The organism is Amycolatopsis echigonensis (genome assembly GCF_014174495.1).
Classification (GTDB): Bacteria; Actinomycetota; Actinomycetes; order Mycobacteriales; family Pseudonocardiaceae; genus Amycolatopsis; species Amycolatopsis echigonensis.
The window spans coordinates 17,815-33,288 of record NZ_JACJHR010000056.1 but is presented as its reverse complement, the minus strand read 5'-3'; the positions used below and the strand labels follow the sequence as shown (position 1 = coordinate 33,288).

At 70.2% G+C, this 15,474-nt stretch carries 16 protein-coding genes; 11 read left to right on the top strand and 5 right to left on the bottom strand.

What is annotated here, in order from left to right; all coding sequences use genetic code 11:
- Window positions 1-72 precede the first annotated feature (72 nt).
- The 4 genes from ctaE to qcrB are packed head-to-tail and all read left to right on the top strand — an operon-like array spanning window position 73 to window position 4,379.
- A complete protein-coding gene (ctaE, locus tag H5411_RS31130) occupies window positions 73-699 on the top strand; it encodes an aa3-type cytochrome oxidase subunit III (RefSeq protein WP_167441854.1) in 627 nt (208 codons plus the stop codon).
- Between the two features lie 55 nt (window positions 700-754).
- Window positions 755-1,573 (top strand): cytochrome bc1 complex diheme cytochrome c subunit, encoded by an 819-nt coding sequence (qcrC, locus tag H5411_RS31125; RefSeq protein WP_101434995.1) that lies wholly within the window; start codon window positions 755-757, stop codon window positions 1,571-1,573.
- On the top strand, window positions 1,570-2,721 hold the full coding sequence (gene qcrA, locus H5411_RS31120; protein ID WP_101434994.1) for a cytochrome bc1 complex Rieske iron-sulfur subunit: 1,152 nt from the start codon (window positions 1,570-1,572) through the stop codon (window positions 2,719-2,721). The genes qcrC and qcrA overlap by 4 nt, the downstream gene beginning before the upstream one ends.
- Complete coding sequence (gene qcrB, locus H5411_RS31115) at window positions 2,718-4,379, top strand: cytochrome bc1 complex cytochrome b subunit (protein WP_101434993.1); 1,662 nt, start codon at window positions 2,718-2,720, stop codon at window positions 4,377-4,379. The genes qcrA and qcrB overlap by 4 nt, the downstream gene beginning before the upstream one ends.
- 81 nt (window positions 4,380-4,460) lie before the next feature.
- Here the strand turns inward: qcrB and H5411_RS31110 are convergent, their stop codons facing one another.
- The 4 genes from H5411_RS31110 to H5411_RS31095 form a co-directional block, all read right to left on the bottom strand.
- Window positions 4,461-4,913 carry a GNAT family N-acetyltransferase gene (locus H5411_RS31110; RefSeq protein ID WP_101434992.1) on the bottom strand — a complete coding sequence of 151 codons (453 nt, stop codon included), beginning with the start codon at window positions 4,911-4,913 and terminating at the stop codon, window positions 4,461-4,463.
- A gap of 28 nt (window positions 4,914-4,941) precedes the next feature.
- Window positions 4,942-5,391 carry a GNAT family N-acetyltransferase gene (locus H5411_RS31105; protein WP_183125888.1) on the bottom strand — a complete coding sequence of 150 codons (450 nt, stop codon included), beginning with the start codon at window positions 5,389-5,391 and terminating at the stop codon, window positions 4,942-4,944.
- 41 nt (window positions 5,392-5,432) lie between these two features.
- Complete coding sequence (locus tag H5411_RS31100) at window positions 5,433-5,717, bottom strand: Lrp/AsnC family transcriptional regulator (RefSeq protein WP_009074830.1); 285 nt, start codon at window positions 5,715-5,717, stop codon at window positions 5,433-5,435.
- A 327-nt stretch (window positions 5,718-6,044) separates the two neighbouring features.
- Window positions 6,045-7,763: a DEDD exonuclease domain-containing protein gene (locus H5411_RS31095; RefSeq protein WP_183125887.1), complete on the bottom strand. Its 1,719-nt coding sequence runs from the start codon at window positions 7,761-7,763 to the stop codon at window positions 6,045-6,047.
- A gap of 120 nt (window positions 7,764-7,883) precedes the next feature.
- Here H5411_RS31095 and H5411_RS31090 point away from each other — a divergent pair, with 120 nt between their 5' ends.
- From H5411_RS31090 to H5411_RS31070, 5 genes are all read left to right on the top strand, one after another.
- Window positions 7,884-9,281 carry an NYN domain-containing protein gene (locus H5411_RS31090; protein WP_183125886.1) on the top strand — a complete coding sequence of 466 codons (1,398 nt, stop codon included), beginning with the start codon at window positions 7,884-7,886 and terminating at the stop codon, window positions 9,279-9,281.
- A 111-nt stretch (window positions 9,282-9,392) separates the two neighbouring features.
- A complete protein-coding gene (locus H5411_RS31085; RefSeq protein ID WP_183125885.1) occupies window positions 9,393-9,578 on the top strand; it encodes a hypothetical protein in 186 nt (61 codons plus the stop codon).
- A 347-nt stretch (window positions 9,579-9,925) separates the two neighbouring features.
- A complete protein-coding gene (locus tag H5411_RS49845; protein WP_037358162.1) occupies window positions 9,926-10,147 on the top strand; it encodes a hypothetical protein in 222 nt (73 codons plus the stop codon).
- 429 nt (window positions 10,148-10,576) lie between these two features.
- Window positions 10,577-11,638, top strand: a complete 1,062-nt coding sequence (locus H5411_RS31075) for a C40 family peptidase (RefSeq protein WP_183125884.1) — start codon at window positions 10,577-10,579, stop codon at window positions 11,636-11,638.
- A 337-nt stretch (window positions 11,639-11,975) separates the two neighbouring features.
- Complete coding sequence (locus H5411_RS31070; protein WP_183125883.1) at window positions 11,976-13,130, top strand: glycosyltransferase family 4 protein; 1,155 nt, start codon at window positions 11,976-11,978, stop codon at window positions 13,128-13,130.
- 7 nt (window positions 13,131-13,137) lie between these two features.
- Here H5411_RS31070 and H5411_RS31065 read toward each other — a convergent pair whose 3' ends face one another.
- Window positions 13,138-13,752, bottom strand: a complete 615-nt coding sequence (locus H5411_RS31065; RefSeq protein ID WP_183125882.1) for a nucleoside/nucleotide kinase family protein — start codon at window positions 13,750-13,752, stop codon at window positions 13,138-13,140.
- Between the two features lie 53 nt (window positions 13,753-13,805).
- Here H5411_RS31065 and H5411_RS31060 point away from each other — a divergent pair, with 53 nt between their 5' ends.
- Together H5411_RS31060 and H5411_RS31055 are read left to right on the top strand one after the other, a co-directional pair.
- A complete protein-coding gene (locus H5411_RS31060) occupies window positions 13,806-14,213 on the top strand; it encodes an SRPBCC domain-containing protein (RefSeq protein ID WP_183125881.1) in 408 nt (135 codons plus the stop codon).
- A gap of 24 nt (window positions 14,214-14,237) precedes the next feature.
- Complete coding sequence (locus tag H5411_RS31055; RefSeq protein ID WP_183125880.1) at window positions 14,238-15,467, top strand: cytochrome P450 family protein; 1,230 nt, start codon at window positions 14,238-14,240, stop codon at window positions 15,465-15,467.
- The last annotated feature ends 7 nt before the right edge of the window (window positions 15,468-15,474 follow it).

Below are 15,474 nucleotides of genomic sequence, written 5' to 3'. Positions count from 1 at the left end.
CGCGGGTGTGACGCGAAGCTCCCACGACCCGCCGCAGACCCGGCGGGCGGGGTGCGGTCGCGAGAGGACATAATGCGATTCGTGACAACGGCAGCTCCCACCATCAGCCAGCGGGTCCACTCGCTGAACCGGCCGAACATGGTCAGCGTCGGCACCGTCGTGTGGCTGTCCAGCGAACTGATGTTCTTCGCCGGACTGTTCGCCATGTTCTTCACCGTGAAGGCGCAGAATCCGGCCGGGGCGTCCTGGCCGCCGCCGTTGCACGGCGAGGAGTTCCACCTCAACGTCGGCTACGCGATCCCCTTCACGGTGATCCTCGTGCTGTCGTCGCTGACCTGCCAGTTCGGCGTGTTCGCCGCGGAGCGGGGCGACGTCTACGGCCTGCGGCGCTGGTACATCGTGACGCTGATCATGGGCGCGATCTTCGTGGCCGGACAGGGGAACGAGTACCACAACCTCGTCGAGGAAGGCCTGACGATCCCGTCCGGTCCGTTCGGCACGGTTTTCTATCTCGCGACCGGTTTCCACGGCCTGCACGTGATCGGCGGGCTCATCGCCTTCGTGTTCCTGCTGATCCGCACGAAGCTCAGCAAGTTCACTCCGGCGCAGGCCACCTCGGCGATCGTCGTGTCGTACTACTGGCACTTCGTCGACATCGTGTGGGTAGGCCTCTTCGCGGTGATCTACATCCTTCCCTGATCTCCGCACCGCCCACCACAAAACGGCCTGAACTGACAGCAAGGGTTGCCGCAAGATGACCACCAGCACCAAATCCTCGGAGCGCCGGTTCCGCGCGCGCTCGAAGATGCGCAGGCGCCTCGCGGGCGTGCTCGCACTCGGCGTCGCCCTGGTGGGGGCCGGCGCCCTGTACGCCGTCTTCGCCCCGGAACCGCAGACCGCGCAGGCACAGGGCGACCCGGCGCTGCTGCGCCAGGGCGAGCAGGTCTACAACAACACCTGCATCGAATGCCACGGCGCGAACCTCGAGGGCGTCAAGGACCGCGGTCCGAGCCTCATCGGCATCGGCGACGCGGCCGTCTACTTCCAGACTTCCTCCGGCCGGATGCCCGCGGCGCGCCAGGAGGCGCAGATCGCCCGCAAGCCGCCGAAGCTGACGCCGAGCGAGATCGACGCGGTCGGCGCCTACGTGCAGGCGCACGGCGGCGGCGCGCAGCGTCCGCAGGAGCGCGGCGAGGCGCTGCGCGGCAACGACCCGGCGCGCGGCGGCGAGCTGTTCCGCCTCAACTGCGCGTCGTGCCACAACTTCACCGGCCGCGGGGGCGCGCTGTCGGCGGGCAAGTACGCGCCGCCGCTGGACCCGGCCACCGAGGAGCAGATCTACGACGCGATGCTCACCGGGCCGCAGAACATGCCGAAGTTCTCCGACCGCCAGCTCAGCGCGGAAGAGAAGAAGGACATCATCGCCTACGTCAAGTCGGTGTCCGACGGCAACAACGACCCGGGCGGCAACGGTCTCGGCGGGGTCGGCCCCGCCTCCGAAGGCGTCATCGCCTTCGTCGTCGGAATCGCCGCGCTCGTCGGCATTACGCTGTGGATTGGATCGAAGGCATGAGTGCCGAAGGGCCCAAGCCGCCCTCGGAGGCGGAGCTGGCTGAGATGGACCGCGACGAGCTGCTCAAGCTCGGCGGTCAGCTGGACGGCGTCGAAATCGTCGAGTACCCCGAGCCGTGGCCGGTCAAGGACACCCGCGCGGAACGGCGCGCCCAGCGCCGCGTCGCGTTCTGGTTCGCCCTGTCCGCGCTCGCCGGCCTGGCGTTCGTGGTCGTCATGGCGTGGCCGAAGTGGTGGGAGTACAAGGACCCGAGCGACCCGAGCGGGCACGCGACCTACAGCCTCTACACCCCGGCGCTCGGCGTCACGCTCGGCCTCGCGGTGCTGTCGCTCGGCATCGGCGTGATCCTCTACACCAAGAAGTTCGTCCCGCACGAGGTCGCGGTGCAGCAGCGCAGCGACGGCCCGTCGGCCGAGGTCGACCGGGCCACCATCCTGGCCCACCTGGCCGACGCCGGGACCCGCAACGGCATCGCCCGCCGGTCGCTGATCAAGCGCACCGCCGGCGCGAGCGCGGGTGCGCTCGGCCTCGCGGTGGCGGCGCTGCCGATCGCGTCCTTCATCAAGGACCCGTGGAAGGACAGCGACAACGAGAACGGCCTCTGGCACACCGGATGGCAGCCGAAGTTCCCGGGCGAGAAGGTCTACCTGCGGCGCAACACCGGCAACCTCGAAGAGGACGTCAAGAAGGGCGTCGCGCTGGTCAAGGCCGAGGACCTCGACGCGGGCGCGATGGAGACGGTCTTCCCGTACCGCGAATCGGAGAAGGGCGACGAGAAGGCCCTGTCCGAGGCGCTGATGCGGGTCGACAACCCGGTCATGCTCATCCGGCTGCGCCCGACCGACGCCGCGCGCGTGGTCAAGCGCAAGGGCCAGGAGGACTACAACTTCGGCGACTACTACGCGTACACGAAGATCTGCAGCCACGTCGGCTGCCCGACCTCCCTGTACGAGCAGCGCACGAACCGCATCCTCTGCCCGTGCCACCAGTCGCAGTTCGACGCCCTGCACTACGCGAAGCCGATCTTCGGCCCGGCGACCCGTCCGCTGGCTCAGCTTCCGATCACGGTTGACGAAGAGGGATACTTGATCGCGAAGGGCGACTTCAACGAGGCCATCGGACCGGCCTTCTGGGAGCGTAAGTCATGAGTTCACTCACCACGCCGACCAAGGGCACGAGCGCACTCCAGAAGCACCTGGGCGAGGCCGCGGACAACGCGGACCAGCGGTACAAGCTGGCCAAGGGCCTCCGGCACCAGATGAACAAGGTGTTCCCGACCCACTGGTCCTTCCTGCTGGGCGAGATCGCCCTGTACAGCTTCATCGTCATCCTGCTGTCCGGGGTGTACCTGACGCTGTTCTTCGACCCCTCCATGCAGGAGGTCACGTATCACGGCAGCTTCACGAACATGCAGGGCATGCAAATGTCCCAGGCGTTCCGCACCACGCTGGACCTCTCGTTCGACGTGCGCGGCGGCCTGTTCGTGCGGCAGCTGCACCACTGGGCGGCGCTGATCTTCGTCGCGTCGATGATGGTGCACATGCTCCGGATCTTCTTCACCGGCGCGTTCCGCAAGCCGCGCGAAGCGAACTGGGTCATCGGCGGCCTGCTGCTGATCCTGGGCATGTTCGAGGGCTTCTTCGGCTACTCGCTCCCGGACGACCTGCTGTCCGGCACCGGTATCCGCGCGACCCTGTCCGGCATCGTGCTGTCGGTGCCGGTGATCGGCACCTGGATCCACTGGGCGCTGTTCGGCGGGGAGTTCCCCGGCGACCAGATCATCCCCCGGCTCTACACGCTGCACATCCTGCTGGTCCCGGGCATCATGCTGGCCCTGATCGGCGCGCACCTCGCGCTGGTCTGGTACCAGAAGCACACCCAGTTCCCCGGCGTGCGGCGCAAGGAGACCAACGTCGTCGGCGTGCGGATCATGCCGTACTTCGCCCTCAAGGGCGGCGCGTTCTTCACCCTGGTCGTGGGCGTGCTGGCGCTGATGTCCGGCCTGTTCCAGATCAACCCGGTGTGGAACTTCGGGCCGTACAACCCGTCGATGGTGTCCGCGGGATCCCAGCCGGACTACTACATGGCCTGGGCCGACGGCATGCTCCGGATCTGGCCGGCCTGGGAGGTCTACCTCGGGAACTACACGATCCCGGCGGTGTTCTTCCCCGGCGCGATCGGCATGCCGATCCTGTTCGCGCTGCTGCTGACCTACCCGTTCCTGGAGCGCAAGCTGTCCAAGGACACCGCGCACCACAACCTGCTCCAGCGGCCGCGCGACGCACCGGTCCGCACCGCGCTGGGCATGATGGCGCTCGGGTTCTTCGCGGTGATCGAGCTGTCCGGCTTCAACGACATCATCGCCGACCAGTTCGACATCTCGCTGAACGCGACGACGTGGGCCGGGCGCATCGGCGTGCTGATCGTGCCGCCGCTGGCGTACTACTTCACCTACCGGATCTGCCTGGGCCTGCAGCGGTCCGACCGGGAGGTGCTGGAGCACGGCGTCGAGACCGGCATCATCAAGCGGCTGCCGCACGGCGAGTTCATCGAGATCCACCAGCCGCTGGGCGGCACGGACAGCCACGGCCACGCGATCCCGCTCGAGTACCAGGGCGCGGCCGTGCCGAAGAAGATGAACAAGCTCGGCACCGCGGGCAGCGCCGTCCCGGGTTCGCTCTGGACGCCGGACCCGGCGGACGAGACGAAGGCGCTCGAGCGCGCTCGCGGCAACGGCCACGGGGCCGGGCACGGGAAGCTCGAAGGCTCCGAGGAATCGACCACCGAGGTCGGTTCCGGGCACTGAGTCCCTGAAGTCAGCGCAGAACGCCGGAAGGCCCCTTCCTCAACGCGAGGGAGGGGCCTTCTTGCTGGTGCGTCGGCGTTTTCAGAGCCGGATGCGGGCGACGATCTCGTCGTCGTCCATTTCGCCGGTCGGCTGGAAGCCCAGCCGCAGGTAGAAGGGGCCGGGGCTGTGCTTGCCCGGCATCCAGCTGACCGTCACGGATTCGGCGTCGCGGCGGCGAGCTTCGGCCAGAACCGCTTCGACCGCGAATCGGCCGTAGCCTTTTTTCTGGTGTTTGGCGGCGATGTTCAGCCGCCACAGATAGGTGCGGTAGTAGTCGGTCGGGTTGTCCGGGTCGAAGGCGGCCATGACGAAGCCGACGAGTTTCTTCCCGGCGTAGATCAGCCTCGGCCAGGCGACGTCGTACCGGACATAGGCTTCGGCGAGCGAGCAGGCGACCGGGGCTACGTAGTCCCGCTGGTGTTTCGCCACTTTGAGATCGCAGGCGTCTTCCACATTGTCGACCGTGACTTCGACCAGTCTCGGGGTCGTCATGCGAAAACGGTAGCGCGGTCCGCGGGGTTCAGAGCCGGATGCGGGCGACGACCTCGCCTTCGTGGAGCTGGCCGGTGGGCTGGAATCCCAGCCGCAGATAGAACGGCTCAGGGCTGTGCTCGCCGGGCGCCCAGAGCACCGTCGCCGATTCGGCTCCGCGGCGGCGTGCTTCGGCCAGGACCGCTTCGACGGCGAACTTCCCGTAGCCCTTCTTTTGGTGCTCGGCCGCGATGGCCAGCCAGATGCCGCAGCGGAAGTAGTCGATCGGACAGCCCGGATCGAAGGCGGCCATGACGAACCCGACGAGGTTGTCTCCGGCGTAGACCAGCCTCGGCCAGGCGACGTCCGGCTGGGTGCAGGCCTCGGCCAGCGAGCGGTCGACCGGGGCCACGTAACCCTGTTGGTGCGGTGCCACCGACAGATCGCAGGCCGCGCTCACGTTGTCCCTGGTGACCTCGGCCAGCCGCGGTGCCGTCATGCCCCGGACGTTAGCCCGGGGGCAGGACAATTCCCGGCGGCTCAGGCTCCTTCGACGCCGATCTCGAACGCGGAGTCGGTGTCGGCCCGCGAGTAGGACCGGAACGCGATGTGGGTGACGGTGTCGAGCACGCCGCGGACCTTGCCGATCCGGCCGGGGATCAGGTCCGCGAGGTCTTCGTGGGCCTGCACGCGCACGGTGGCGATGAGGTCGACGTCCCCTGCGCACGAGTAGACCTCGGACACCTGGTCGAGGTCCGCGATCGCCTGCGCGGCCTGCGGGATCTCCTCGGCCTCTACGTTGATCAGCACGATCGCCGTGATCACAGCGTTCCTCCCACTTCCTGGCGGTAACCGACGAGCGCGATCGTAGCCGGGAACGCGCCCGAGCACGCCGCAGCGGGGCGTCTCAGGCCGCGACGTGTTCGGTCCCGGCGCGGGCGGGACGTCAACGTCAGGGACCTTGAGCGGAGCGGTCTCACCGGCCGCTGAATGTCCACAAAGGACACCAGGTTCCGCGAAGTGCCCGTTTCGTCGCTATCTGCCTGGACAACGACCCCGATTCCGGCCGCCGGTCGGCCCGTCCCGGTCATGGGGCGGGACGTCGGCGGAGGTTCCCTGACGGCCCCCCGGCCTCGTCCGCCGCGGGGCGCTTCATCCGGCGACGTGTTCGAGGGAGCGGGCATCGGCCACTCGCGCGAGCCAGGACTGCCAACCGGCGACAGCGGCGGGCTCGGCCCACGGCCGCGTGGTGCGGACGAGCCGGGTGCCGGGGCGGGCGAGCCAGCGCAGCAGGATTCCGACTTCCTCGCCGGGGGCACCGCGCAGCGGACCGTCGCCGGGCAGCACGGTTTCGCCCGCGGCGACGAGGGATTCGACCACCGGCATCGGCGGGACCCCGCGGCGGGCGACCCCGGCGGAGGCGAGTCTGCCGTAGCGGATGACGGACAGTTCCCAGCCGCCGTTGCCGTCCGGGGCGGCGGCGATGAGCTCCGCGACCGACGCGAGCGCGGCCTGCCGGTGCGCGCGGCCGACGGCGCGGACGAGCCCAGCCAGTTCGTCGCGGTGGCGGGCGGCCTGTTCGTAATGCCTTCGTGCCGACATCTCCTCCAGCCTCGCCGCGGCCAGGTGCAACGGACGGCCGTCGTGACCGGCGATCAGTCCGCGGGCGGCCTCCACGGCGGGGGAGTACTCGGCGACGGTCTGCCTGCCCGCGCACGGGGCCCCGCAGCGGCCGAGTTCGGCCAGGACACACGGCGTGCCGGACGCGGAGGTGGCGGAGATGCGCTGGGTGCAGGTGCGCAGACCGGAGGCGTCGGCGAGGGTGTCGGCGGCGGTGCGCGCGTCGGCCTGGCTGCGGAACGGCCCGAGCGTGCCCGCGCGCGGCAGGCGCACCACGGAAAGCCGCGGAAAGGCTTCGTCGGTGAGGCTGATCCACCAGCCGTGGTGCGGATTTTTCGAGCGCCGGTTGTACGCCGGCCGATGCGCGGCGATCAGGCGCAGTTCGCGGATCTCGGCTTCGAGGGAGTGCGCGCACTCGATGGCGTCCACGCGCTCCGCCAGCGCGACCATTTCCCGGATCCGGCCCCGGCTCTCCGAACCGGTGAAATACGTCCGCACGCGTCGTCTCAGGTCGCGCGCGGTGCCGACGTACAGGACTTCGTCGCGCGGTCCCTTGAAGAGGTACACGCCGGGCCGCGACGGGAGGTCGGCAGCGAGGTTTCGCTTGCGGCGCTGGGCCGGCGTGACGTCCGGGAGGTAGTCGATCAGCTCCTCGACGGTGTGCACGCCGAGGTTGCCGACGCGCTCCAGCAGCGCGTGCAGGACGTCGGTGGTGGCGCGGGCGTCGTCGAGCGCGCGGTGCGTCGGCCGGGTGCGCGCGCCGAGCAGCATGGACAGCGACGACAACCGGTAGCTGCGTGCTTCTTCGCGCGGGATGACGCGGCGCGCGAGCTTCACCGTGCAGACGACGGTCGGGCGCGGCCAGACGTAGCCGTGCCCCTCGCAGGCCGCCTTCATGAAGCTGGTGTCGAAGCCGGAGTTGTGGGCGACCAGCACGGCGCCGCCGATGAATTCCAGAAAGGCCGGCAGCACGCGTTCGATCCGCGGCGCGTCGTAGACCATCGCCTGCGTGATCCCGGTCAGTTCGACGATCTGCGGCGGGATCGGCGTGCCCGGGTTGACCAGCGTCGCGAACTCGCCCAGCACCTGACCGGCGCGGACTTTGACCGCGCCGATCTCGGTGATCCCGTCCGGGCCTGGTTTGGTGCCGGTGGTCTCGAGGTCGAAGACGACGAACGTGGTGTCCCGCAGCGGGGTGCCGAGCTCGTCGAACGCCAGCTGAGCCTGGTCCGGCCTCGGTCGGGTCTCCATGATCGCGCACAGTAGGACCGACCACCGACAATCTTCGCGCGCACCGCCCGTGGCCCGATGGTGACCAGCGGAACGGGCCGGTGCGGCGCGGGATCCGGCGGCGGGGCCTACCCTGGACCAATGCACCCCCAGCCCGTCGAACCGGAGGAAACCGAGGAGGCCGTCGGCCCCTCGGCGGTTCCGGCGCGGGCGGACGAGGACGCGGAGGCCCCGGAAGCGGGGACGTGTCCGGAACCGGCGACGTGGACGAGCCTGCCGGAGGCGGTGCGCGAGCGGATCGCCGAACTGGCCGCGGCCGCGGTCGCGAAACTGCCGGTCGCGGACGTGCCGCGGCAGCTGCGGCCGGTCGCGAAGTTCGCCCCGGCCAAGCGTGCGAAGCTCGGCGGCACCGCGCTGCTGACCGCGTTGGGGGACTCCGCGCAGTTCCGGACCGCGGTCCTGGAGTGGCTGCGAGAGCACCGGACCGACGCGCTGGACCCGAACGTTTCGGACTCCGTCGCGGCAGCTGCCGCCGCGGTGCTGCTCGGCGAATCCGGCGCGGCCGGACGCGTCCGGCTGGTCGCGAAGAACGCCGAGGAAACCGCGCTGCGCGCTGAGCGGGACGCGGCGCTGGCCCGGAATCAACGTCTGGAAGCCGAAATCGCCGATCTGCGGGCCGAGCTGGAAGAGGCGCGCGCGGCGGTCGAGAGCGCCCGAGGCGAACGCGAGGCCGAGGTCGAGAAGCTGCTGCGCCGGCTGCGTGAGCAGGGCGTGCAGCTGCGGCAGGCGAAGGACGCGGCCGAGGCGGCGCGGGCCGAGCTGGCCGACGGAGGAGCGACGCGGGAACGCGAGATCGAGATGCTGAACGCGCAGCTCGATCGGGAACGCCGCCGGGTCGCCGCGGAACGCACACGTGCCGAGCGGGCGGTGGCGGACGCCGAGATGGCCCGGCAGTCGGCGCGCGAGGCCAGGGAGGCGGACGAGGTCCGGCTGGCGTTGCTCGTGGACACGATCGACGGCGCCGTGCACGGCCTGCGCCGCGAACTCGCTTTGGGCGACCGCGGCGCACGACCCGCCGACATGGTGAGCGGCGCGCGGTCCGGACTCGGCCCGGGCGGGCGGATCCAGGACGTCACGGCGCTCGACCGGCATCTGGCGCTGCCGAACGTCCATCTCATCGTGGACGGCTACAACGTCACTAAAACGGGTTATCCGGAACTGGCGCTGGCCGATCAGCGGGACCGGCTGGTGCATCAGCTTTCGGCGCTGGCGGCGCGCACGTCGGCGGAGGTCACGGTGGTGTTCGACGGGGCCGGCGTGCTGTCGGTGCCCGCCGCGGTGCCGCGCGGGGTGCGAGTGCTGTTTTCCGAGCGTGGCGTGCTTGCCGACGACGTGATCCGGTCTCTGGTCGCGGCCGAGCCGAAGGGCCGTCCGATGGTCGTCGCGACGTCCGACCGGGCGGTGGCGGACTCGGTCCGCGCGGCCGGTGCGCATCCCGCTCCGGCGGCGGTGCTGGTCAGCCGATTGGGTCGAGTCTGATCCTGCCCGACGTGCGGGCGTCCGAAATTGTCGGTGGTGCTTCCTACCGTTTGTCCCGAGGCGATTCCCGGAAGCGGTCCGGGAGCCTCGCGGACGGACGGAGGCTCGGCAATGGGCGAGAACAAGCAGGAGCGGTTCGGGACTGGTTCCGGCGTGCGGGCGAACCCGGACGGCGGGAGCGCGGGAGTTCGTGCTGAGGCCGGTCCGGGGGATCGGGCCGGGGTGCGGGCGCGGCGGCGGAACGGTCTCGGCCGCCGGACCGGGGCGGTCACCCGGGTGGGGCGGATCCGATGGTGAGTCTTGCCACTGGGGTGAGTCCGGCCACGGCCGAGGCACGGGACCGGGACCTCGAAGCGCGCCGGGAAAGCGGCGTTTCGGCTGGTTCCGACGGAAAGGAGCCGGGCGCGGCTGGTGCTCTGCGGCGGCACGGCGAGGGGATCGGTGCGGAGACACAGCCGAGCGGAGAGGCGGCGGGTTCGCTGAGCGCGGAGCAGGTGCGGCTGGATGAACAGGCGTCCGCGGACTCGCCAGGCGAAGTCGCCGACCTCGCCGAGCCTCGGCGCTCGATGCGGCGGCGCGCGGGAGCGCCACGGAGCACGAAACCCGTTGCCTCCCTCCGGGAAGAGCGGCGGCCAGCCGGTGCGGTGGACGTCGCGGTCGAGGACATCGACACGTTCGTCGTCGACTGCGACCGGTGTGCGGTGCGCGGGGCGGCGTGTGCCGATTGCGTGGTCAGCGTGCTGCTCGGGCCGCCGGTCGGCCTCGTCTGGGACGCGGACGAGCGGCGGGCTGTCGACGCGCTCGCCGAGGCGGGGATGGTGCCTCGGCTGCGCCTGGTTCCGGAGACTGACAGTAGGTCGGCGTGACACCAGTGGGTGACACTGGCTCGCCGAGCGGTCGCTGGGGTGCGGTGAACGGTAAGTAGTCGAGAGGCTCGTTTGAGCTGCCGCAGCGTATGACCTAAGTCACATCCAGCTGCCGTGCTGGTCCGATGGTGTTTCGCCGGACTACGGAGAGTTTTTACGGGGGGCCCGGTGGACGCGCCGAAGGTCTTTTCGTAACCTAGCCGAGATCTCGCGCCAGGCAGCCGTCGAACGACGGCGACGCGGGATCGCCGCCGGTTCGGCTTTGTCGGGGAGTCAGGACCGGAACCAAACACCGTGCGCGGAAAAGCTGTTGTGGAACACGACGGCCGGAACGCGGACGGACAGCGTGCGCGAAGAGGGCCCCCGACCTCTTCCGCGCCCGGGGTTCCGGCCACGGCGGCCCGACGAGCAAAGGAGACCCGCGCGGCCGTGCAGTCGCATCCAGTCAAGCGCGTGGTGTCAGGCGCCCTCGCGGCCGCCTCGGTGATCGCGATCGTCACCGCGGCGCAGCCTGCGGGCACCGCAGCCGCTTCCCCCCTCCCCGTCCTCCAGGCCCCGCCGGACTCCGGTTCGGACGCTCTCGCCAAGTACCGCGACCTCGCGGCGCAGGCGGAGAAGGCGAACGAGGATCTCCTCAAAGCGAAGGACGACCTCGCCGCCCGGCAGGGCGACCTCGACAAGGCCAACGGAGACGTCGCCAACGCTCACAACCTCTCCGCGCAGGCCGCCGAGAACGTGAAGAAGTACAAGGTCGACGTCGACAAGTTCGCGAACGCGTCGTTCCTGTCCGGCGTGCAGATGAACAAGCTGTCCGCGCTCCTTGCCGGCACGTCGACGCAGGAGTTCCTCGACCGTTCCTCGGCGCTCGACCAGATCGCCGGGCAGAAGGCCGCCGCGCTCGAGAAGCTCCAGGGCGCGGTCGACCAGGCCAACGCCGCCGAGAAGCTGGCCGCCGACGCCGCGCAGCGGGCCACCGCGGCGCGCGACGCCGCGGCGAAGCTGACCGACGACATCACCGCCAAGAAGAAGACGCTCGACGACCAGGTCGCCGAGCTGAAGAAGACCCAGCCGCTGCTGAGCCAGTCCGACCGCAACGCGCAGAAGGACACCGGCGGCGACATCTCGGTGGACCTCGCGAACGCGGGCCCCGCCGCCGCGGCGGCGGTCCAGGCGGCGCTGAGCCAGCGGGGCAAGCCCTACGTGTGGGGCGCGACCGGACCGGATTCGTACGACTGCTCGGGCCTGATGCAGTGGGCCTACAAGCAGGCCGGCATCTCGCTGCCGCGGTCGAGCGAGCAGCAGAGCACCACCGGCACGCCGGTTCCGCGCAGCCAGCTGCAGCCCGGCGACCTGGTGTTCTACTACTCGCCGGTTTCGCACGTGGGCATGTACATCGGCAACGGGATGATGGTGCACGCGCCAACCAGCGGCGACGTCGTCAAGGTCTCGCCGCTGCTGAGCCAGTACGTGGGCGCGCGCCGGGTCGCCTGACCGGACGTTCTCGCTTCCGCCGGGGCGGTGCCGCACATGCGGTGCCGCCCCGGTGTTTTGTGTGGGCTGTTCGCCGGATGCGCAGGTCGAGGTTCGTTGCTGCTGAGCCGGTAGGTGGCCGCGCTGGGTCGTTTGACCGGACGTTCTCGCTGTCGCCGGGGCGGCACCGCGAATGCGGTGTTGCCCCGGTGTTGCTGGTGACGTGGTCGAGGTGTCGTTGCTTCTGAACCAGTCCGTGGGCGCGCCGGGTCGCTTGACTGGTCGTTCTCGCTGTCGCCGGGGCGGTGCCGCGCCGGTGTCGTCTCCGACGACAAGCGCTCGTCGGTAGCCTGCGGGGGTGCTGAGGACCCTGCTCGTGACGAACGACTTCCCGCCGCGCCCTGGGGGCATCCAGAATTACCTCAATTCGCTGGCCACTCGGCTGCCCGCGGACGACCTCGTCGTCTACGCGCCGTCCTGGGAGCGCAGCAGCGGTTCGCACGTCGAGTTCGACGCGGCCGCGCCGTTCGAAGTGGTCCGTCATCCGACGTCGCTGATGCTGCCCACGCCCGACGTCCTGCGCCGCGCGAAGGAGATCATGCGCGCCCGCGACTGCGAGGCGGTCTGGTTCGGCGCGGCCGCCCCGCTCGCTCTGCTGGGCCACTCGCTGCGGCAGGCAGGCGCGCGCCGGATCGTCGCGTCCACGCATGGGCACGAAGTCGGCTGGTCGATGCTGCCGGGCTCGCGGCAAGCGCTGCGGCGCATCGGCGAGACGGTCGACGTCGTCACGTACGTCAGCAAGTACACGCGTAGCCGGTTCGCCGCCGCGTTCGGTCGGCATGCTGGGCTGGAAATGCTGCCGAGCGGCGTCGACACCACGGTTTTCGCCCCGGACCCGGCCGGTCGGGAGGAAATCCGCGCTCGGCACGGGCTCGGCGACCGGCCGACCGTCGTGTGCGTTTCGCGGCTCGTTCCACGCAAGGGCCAGGACATGCTGATCTCCGCGCTGCCCGCGATCCGCGAGCGCGTGCCCGGCGCGGCGCTGCTCCTCGTCGGCGGCGGCCCGTATCGCAAGCGCCTCACTCAGCTGGCCGCGGCGCTCGGCGTGACCGACGACGTGGTCTTCACTGGCTCGGTGCCCTGGGAGGAACTGCCCGCGCACTACAACGCGGGCGACGTCTTCGCGATGCCTGCCCGCACGCGGGGCAAAGGGCTCGATGTGGAAGGGCTCGGCATCGTCTACCTGGAGGCGTCGGCGACCGGGCTGCCGGTGGTCGCGGGCATGTCCGGCGGCGCTCCGGAGGCGGTGCTGGACGAGGTGACCGGCCACGTAGTCGACGGCCGCGACCCGGGCCAGCTGGCGGAAACTCTCTCGGCCCTGCTGTCCGACCCGGTCCGGGCCCGCAGGATGGGCGAGGCGGGCCGTTCCTGGGTCGGCGAGAGCTGGCGCTGGGACACGATGGCGCACCGGCTCTCGGCTCTCCTGGACGGCGATCCGGTGGCGGTGCGCTGATCCCCGGTCAGGGTTCGTAAATCGCCGGGTGGCGCGGGTCGTCCACGCGGACCACGACGTCCGCGAGGGCGCTGGGATCGACTTCGTTTTCGTAGCGTTCGAAAGCGGGCAGCGCCCATTCGTCCGGCACGCGACGGCGCAGCGCACCCGGCGAAAGCCACAAATGCACCACGAAATCGAACGCCAATCCCGCGCCCAGCAAGAATTCCCCGTCGACCAGGACGACGCCGCGGTCCGGGACCGGGACGCGCGGCAGCCGGGTCGCCCGGTCGCGTTCGGCGTCCCACAGCGCGGGCAGCACTTCGCCGCTTCCGTCGTCGGCGAGCGGGTCCAGGACTTCCCGGCGCAGACCGCCTAAATCGAGCCAATCGGTATACCGCGCATCCGGATTCCGTTTCCCGTGCTCGAAACGGAGTGACGCTGGTCGCAAAAATCCGGCCGCGGGCACGCGCAGCGCGGCCCGGCCGAGCAGCTTCAGCGGGTCGATCAGCGCCTCGGCGAGCGGGCCCGTTCCCGCCGCACCGTCGATCGCGACGGCGATTCGTCGGCGCTGGGTAAGCGCGTTGACGCGCTCGGTCAGCTCGGCGGCGAGGGCGTCGGGGGAGATGGGGCGGTAGCGCACGATCGCATGATCCCGCACCGGTTTCCGTCGGTCCCCGATGCCATGATGGCGGCATGGCCAACGAGGCGGGCAAGACCGGACGGAGTGGTTGGGAGACAGCCGTTTCCCGCACGATGCCGTACCCGGGCAGCCGGGTGTGGGAGTTCTTGGTGGGGGACGGCGTGGAGATCTGGCTGGGCCCTGGCGTCGAGCTGCCGCGCGAACGCGGGGCCGGATACGAGACCGAACACGGCACGACCGGCGAAATCCGCAGCTATTCCGAGGACCGCTTGCGGCTCACCTGGCGTCCGACGGACTGGGACCACGATTCCCTGCTGGAGCTCGAGGTCGCGGACCTCGGCAAGCGCAGCACGCTCAAGATCCGCCAGGAGCGGCTGGCGGACGTGGCGGAAAAGGCCGAGCAGCGGGCATATTGGAAGCAGGTGGTCGAGCGCGTCGAGGCGGCATTGGCCGAACGCTGACCGAACTGCACTGGGGGCCAATCAGTGAGCGTCGACGAACGAACCGGGGAACTCCCTTTCGCGGGCGAGGAATTGTGGCAGAGCACGCACGAATGGCTGGCGCGGCGGCGCGAATCCGGTGCGGTGTGCCCGATTACCGCCGGGCGCGGCATTCCGTCCTACCTGGTCACCGGATACGAGCAGGCGCGCGAGCTGCTCAACGATCCGCGGGTCAGCAAGGACAGCACGGACGTGCAGCGGGTGATCGCGGCGAAGGTCGGCCAGGACATCCAGGGGCCTGACTTCGGCACTCTGCTCACCCGGCACATGCTCAACAGCGACCCGCCGGTCCACACCCGGCTGCGCAAGCTCGTGAACAAGGCGTTCACCGCCCGCACCGTCGCCCGGCTGCGGCCGCGGATCCAGGAGATCGCCGATGCGCTGCTGGACGAGATGGCCCGGCACGACGAGATCGACCTGGTGCAGGCGTTCGCCGAGCCATTGCCGATCACGGTGATCTGCGAGTTGCTCGGCGTGCGCGTCGAAGACCGCAGCGAGTTCACCGCCTGGTCGCACACGCTGCTGTCGTTCGCGATGGACCAGGAGTCCCAAGCCGCCGCGGCGCGGGCCATGCAGAACTACCTGCAGCAACTGGTCGCGAGCAAGCGCGCCGAGCCGGCCGAGGATCTGCTGTCCGACCTCGTGCACGCGAGCGACGAAGGCGATTCGCTCGACGAGAACGAACTGATCTCGATGGCGTTCCTGCTGCTGGTCGCCGGGCACGAGACCACGGTCAACCTGATCGCCAACGCCACGTTCGCGTTGCTGCGCGCGCCCGAACAGGCGGAGAAACTGCGCGCTGACCCGAGCTTGATGCCCGGCGCGGTCGAGGAATTCCTCCGGTTCGACGGGCCGATCAACTTCGCGACGCTGCGCTATACGGTCGAGGACGTCGAGGCGGGCGGCACCACCATCCCGGCCGACGAGTTCCTGCAGATCTCCCTGCTGTCGGCCAACCGGGACCCGGAGAAGTTCCCCGACCCGGACACGCTCGACGTCACGCGCCCGCCCGGCGGGCACCTCGCGTTCGGGCACGGCATCCACTACTGCGTCGGCGCGCCGCTGGCCCGGCTGGAGGCGCAGATCGCGCTGGGCTCGCTGCTGGCGAGGTTCCCGAAACTCAGCCTCGCGGTGCCGGCCGAGAGCATTGTCTACCGGCCGAGTTCGCTGGTGCACGGCGTGCTGGCGCTGCCGGTCCGGCCGAACGGGGCGTAGCGGCGGT